This window comes from Mesorhizobium sp. M7A.F.Ca.CA.002.09.1.1, assembly GCF_003998555.1.
In the GTDB taxonomy this organism is placed as follows: domain Bacteria; phylum Pseudomonadota; class Alphaproteobacteria; order Rhizobiales; family Rhizobiaceae; genus Mesorhizobium; species Mesorhizobium ciceri.
In genome coordinates this window covers 1-5254 of the sequence record NZ_RZRR01000354.1, presented here as the reverse complement: position 1 = coordinate 5254, position 5254 = coordinate 1, and the positions used below count along the sequence as shown (strand labels likewise).

The window sequence follows — 5254 nt, the reverse complement described above, 5'->3', positions numbered from 1 at the left end:
GCGCAAAGCCGGTCGTTATCAGGCGCTGGCTTTCTTCGCCGCATTGGATTCCGGCAGGACCTCGATCTGCGGACCGGACTCGATTTCGGCCGCCGAATCGGCGGCCGTCTCGTCGGCCAGCTCCACTTCGCGCAGCCATTCGCGCCAGATGGCCACGAGCAGCGCCATAAGCACCGGGCCGATGAACAGGCCGAGGAAACCCATAGTCTTGACGCCGCCGATCAGGCCGAAAAAGGTCGGCAGGAAGGGCAGTTTTATCGGCCCGCCGACGAGCTTCGGACGCAGTGTCTTGTCGACGATGAACAGCTCGACCGCACCCCAGAGGAACAGTGCCAGCCCGGCCATCGGCGAGCCGCTGGCGGCGAGGTAGATCGAGACCAGCGTGAAGGACAGCGGTGCGCCGCCGGGGATCAGCGCCATGACGCCGGTCAGGGCGCCAAGCGTGACCGGCGACGGCACGCCGGCCAGCCAGTAGGCGATGCCCAGCACCAGCCCTTCGCCGATGGCGATAACGGTCATGCCGGTCACGGTCGAGGAGATCGTCGCCGGCACGACGCGCGAAATCCGCTCCCATCTGGTCGGCAGGATGCGCTCGCCGAGACGGTCGACCTGGCCCGCAAAGTGCTCGCCGTCGCGATAGGCGAAGAACAGCGCGATCATCATGAACAGCAGCGTCAACAGCAGGCCGAAAGCACTGCCGCCTGCGGCCAGCACGCCGCGATAGATGCTGCCGATATTAGCGCCGCTGACCAGCTGGATCAGCTCACCAATGCCGCCGGGATGGCCGAAATTGGTGGTCCACTGTTCGTTCAGCCACTCGCCCACGACAGGCATGGTGGCGATCCAGTGTGGCGTCACCGCGCCGTGGCGGTTGGTCTCGATCGCCCAGGCGACCCATTCGCGGACCTCGTTGATCGCATAGGTGCCGGCGAGCGCGATCGGGATCACCAGGAAGGCGAGGATGAACAGGATGGCGAAGGTCGCGGCGATGGTGCGGTTGCCGCCGACCGCGACAAGCAGGCGGCGGTAGAGCGGCCAGCTGGCGAAAGCGATGACGAGCGCCGCCAGCACCGGAAACAGGAAGCCGTGGAAGAAATAGACGCCGGCGGCAACGATCAGCACCAGCAGCCAGCGTGCCGCCGACAGCGGCGGGATGACGGCTGCCCTGAGCGGCGTCGACAGGCCGAAGAGGCGCTGCTGCCGTTCCGGTTTCTGGATTCTTGCTTCCTTCAAACGCCTGGCTCTCCCAAACACCCCTCCTGTCTATGCACTGATATAGTGCAGCAATCGTGACGATAGTCCAAATGAGATGGTGAAGCTGCCAATCTCCCCCCTCGTGGGGGAGGCCCGGCAGGACAGAGGGGGGTGTGAAGGATCGCGGCCTTGGATTTGGACCGTGAGCCGCAAACCAATCGAGTATCTGTGAACTCGACCGTCGGCGGGACAGCGCCCCCCTCTCCCTGCCGGGCATCTCCCCCACGAGGGGGGATCGGCAGCTTCACTCGCTACCCAAATTTCCCCGTCCTCGGGAATCCCTTCGGCACCATGCGTCCGGCCGAGGCACGGGCGCCGATCCATTCAGCCAGTTCCTCGCGCGACCTTGTGAAGGTGCGGTCGGCTGAATCCTGCCAGGAGAGGCCGCTCTCCAGCGTGAACGGCTTGAGATCGAGAAGGCCGCCATCCTTGTATTTCTGCAGGCGCACGCCCTTGCCGCGGCCCATCTCCGGAATCTCTGCGAGCGCGAACACCAGCATTTTGCGATTCTCGCCGACGATGGCGAGATGGTCGCCGGTGACCGGGATGCAGCGCTTGGCTTCGTCCGGCGCCTTGACGTTCATCACCTGCTTGCCCTTGCGGGTGTTGGCAACGACTTCCTCCTCCGGCACGATAAAACCGTTGGCGTCGTGCGAGGCCAGCAGCAGCTTGCGCTTCGGATCGTGAACGAAGGCGGTGACGATGTCCTGGTCATTGTCCATATCGACGATGATGCGGATCGGCTCGCCATGGCCGCGCCCGCCAGGCAGCCGGTCGGCGCCGATGGTGTAGAACTTGCCCCCGGTGGCGAAGACCAGCACCTTGTCAGTGGTCTGCGCATGGAAGGCGAGCTTGAGGCTGTCGCCCTCTTTGAAGGTCAGCGTCGAGAGATCGGCCAGATGCCCCTTCATCGCCCGCAGCCAGCCCTTTTCCGAGACGACGACGGTGACCGGCTCGCGCTCGATCATGGCATGGGCGATGTCGGTCAGATCATGCTCGGGCGCGTCGGCGAACTGGGTGCGGCGCTTGCCGAGCTCGGTCTCCGGACCGAACTTGTCGCGGATGTTGGTGACTTCCCACTTGATCGTCGCCCACTGCTTCTCGTTTGAAGCAAGCAGTGCCTCGATCTGCTTTTTCTCCGCGCTCAGGCCGTCGAATTCCTTGCGGATCTCGAATTCTTCAAGCTTGCGCAGAGCGCGCAGCCGCATGTTGAGGATGGCTTCGGCCTGGGTGTCGGTGAGCGACCAGCGGGCCATCATGACCTGCTTTGGCTCATCCTCCTCGCGGATGATCCTGATCACCTCGTCGATGTTGAGGTAGGCGATCAGGTAGCCGGCAAGTATCTCCAACCGTCTTTCGATTTCGCCGAGGCGATGTTTCGAGCGGCGGACCAAAACCTCGCGGCGGTGCTCGAGCCACTCCTGCAGCACGCCCTTCAGCGACAGCACGTTGGGCACCTTGCCGCGCGACAGCACATTCATGTTGAGCGGGAAGCGGCTTTCGAGCTCGGTCAGCTTGAACAGCGATTCCATCAGGATGCCGGGGTCGACCGAACGGCTCTTCGGCACCAGCACGACGCGGACGTCCTCGGCGCTTTCGTCCCTGATGTCCTCGAGCAGCGGCAGCTTGCGCGCCATCAGCAGCTCGGCGATCTTCTCGATCAGCCGCGCCTTCTGCACGCCGTACGGGATTTCGGTGACAACGATGCTCCAGGTGCCCCTGCCCTGGTCCTCCTGGAACCACTTCGAGCGCACGCGAAAGCCACCGCGACCGGTTTCGTAGGCTTCGAGGATCGAGGCGCGGCTGTCGACGATGATGCCGCCGGTCGGGAAATCCGGCCCCTGGACAAAGTCCATCAGCTTCGCCACCGGCGCGTCCCGGTTTTCGATCAGGTGAAGTGCGGCATCGCAAAGCTCGGCGGCGTTGTGGGGCGGGATCGATGTCGCCATGCCCACCGCGATGCCGGACGAGCCGTTGGCCAAAAGGTTGGGAAAGGCGCCGGGCAAAACCACCGGCTCCTCGTCTTCTTCATTGTAGGTCGGCCGATAATCGACGGCATCCTCGGTGATGCCGGACAAAAGTTCGGTCGCCACATCGGTCATGCGCGCTTCGGTGTAGCGCATGGCGGCGGCGTTATCACCGTCGATGTTACCGAAATTGCCCTGCCCGTCGACCAGGGGATAACGCATCGAGAAATCCTGCGCCAACCGCACCAGCGCGTCATAGATCGACTGGTCGCCATGCGGGTGGAACTTGCCCATCACCTCGCCGACGATGCGGGCGCATTTGGCAAAGCCCTGATCGGGGTTGAGCCGCAGCAGGCGCATGGCGTGCATGATGCGGCGATGGACCGGCTTCAGTCCGTCGCGCACATCGGGCAGCGCCCGGTGCATGATGGTCGACAGCGCATAGGCCAGATAGCGCTCTTCCAGCGCCTTCTTCAGATCGACCGGCTCGATGTGATCGCCACCGCCATTTTCAGGCGGCAAAAGCCTTTTTCCCATGGGCTCGGACTAGCCGAGCGGGTGATTCGCGGCAAGAGCCCGACGGAGATACCGGCCTTTCTGCAACATGAAACCATACCCCAGCGGATGTCGGCCAACATCAGCCTGTTACATGCGGGCTCTATCGCCAAGCGCGACGATATCCGGCTATCGGCTCTTCATGACAAATTCACCGGTTTGCGCAAAGACGGTGGGATCGGGTTTGCCTTTCACCGCGATTTTTGACCAATGTGCCGGGACACGCCTTTTTCCGGTCCAGTTCGTCACGGAATGGTGATGGCGCAAATAATTGAAAAAACAATTTCAGGACACTCTCAGGGACCTTGCGATGACAATCAAACGCTCAATTCTCAAGAAACTGGCTTTTTCGACCTTCTTGCTCACGCTGCCGCTGAATGCGGCCCTCGCACAGGATACGGCAGTGGCCGACCGGCTGAAGGCAGCGCTTGTCGCACAAGGTGTCGACATCACCTGGACCGGGGTGACCGGCGACAACACCAGCATGGTGCTGCAGGGCGTTGCCATCAAACCGGCGGCGGAGAAGGAAGCGCTTCCCATCGGCGACGTCAAACTCGAAGGCGTGACCGAGGCAAATGGCGGCTATGACATCGCCACCGTATCAACGGCTGCCTTCACACACAGCAAGGACGGCGTCACCCTCGACCTCAGCCCCTTCGTCATCCACGACATGACAGTTCCGGCCGACGGTTCCACCGGCCCGCTGGGCTCGCTGATGATGTACAAGTCCGCCGAACTCTCGAACATGACCGTCAAGGTCGCCGACAAGACCGCCTTCTCGATGGACGGGCTTGCCATCGAGATCACGCCGCCGGCGGACGGCAAGGCGATGGAATTCACCGCCACCACGGAAAAATTCAATGCCGACCTGACGCTGGTGGACGATCCCAAGTCCAAGGAAGTCATCAACGCGCTCGGCTACCAGAACATCGCGGGCAATCTCGAAATGGCCGGCACCTGGCAGCCCACGGACGGCAAGATGGAACTGTCGAAATACGACATCTCGGTCGAGAATGCCGGCACGCTCGGCATGACCTTCAATCTCGGCGGCTACACGCTGGACTTCATCAAGTCGCTGCAGGAAATGCAGAAGAAGATGGCGGCACAGCCGGAAGGCGCCGACAATTCGGCGCAAGGCATGGCCATGCTCGGCCTGTTGCAGCAGCTTTCGTTCAACAGCGCCTCGATCCGCTTCGACGACGATTCGCTGACCAACAAGGTTCTGGACTATGTCGGCAAGCAGCAAGGCATGTCCGGCAAGGACATCGCCAACCAGGCCAAGGCGATCGTGCCGTTCGGCATGGCGCAGCTCAACAATCCGGAACTGACTGCGCAGGTTACGGCCGCGGTCAGCAAATTCCTCGACGATCCGAAGAGCCTCGAAATCTCGGCCGAGCCGCCGGCATCCGTGCCGTTCGCGCTGATCATGGCGGGTGCCATGTCCAACCCCCCCCATCTGCCCCAGACGCTCGGTGTCA

General features: G+C 62.7%; 4 protein-coding genes. 2 read left to right on the top strand and 2 right to left on the bottom strand.

All coding sequences use genetic code 11. From position 1 onward, the window contains the following. Nucleotides 1-18 precede the first annotated feature (18 nt). Both EN994_RS16655 and parC read right to left on the bottom strand, forming a co-directional pair. Nucleotides 19-1233, bottom strand: a complete 1215-nt coding sequence (locus EN994_RS16655) for an AI-2E family transporter (protein ID WP_063167755.1) — start codon at nucleotides 1231-1233, stop codon at nucleotides 19-21. A 272-nt stretch (nucleotides 1234-1505) separates the two neighbouring features. Then, entirely contained in the window at nucleotides 1506-3758 is a 2253-nt protein-coding gene (parC, locus tag EN994_RS16650) for a DNA topoisomerase IV subunit A (protein WP_063167754.1), read from the bottom strand. Here parC and EN994_RS16645 point away from each other — a divergent pair. Together EN994_RS16645 and EN994_RS16640 are read left to right on the top strand one after the other, a co-directional pair. Next, entirely contained in the window at nucleotides 3714-3983 is a 270-nt protein-coding gene (locus EN994_RS16645) for a hypothetical protein (RefSeq protein ID WP_127423385.1), read from the top strand. The two genes, parC and EN994_RS16645, sit on opposite strands and share 45 nt — an antisense overlap. 103 nt (nucleotides 3984-4086) lie before the next feature. After that, a partial coding sequence (locus EN994_RS16640) for a hypothetical protein (RefSeq protein WP_127307661.1) occupies nucleotides 4087-5254 on the top strand: 1168 nt, incomplete at its 3' end.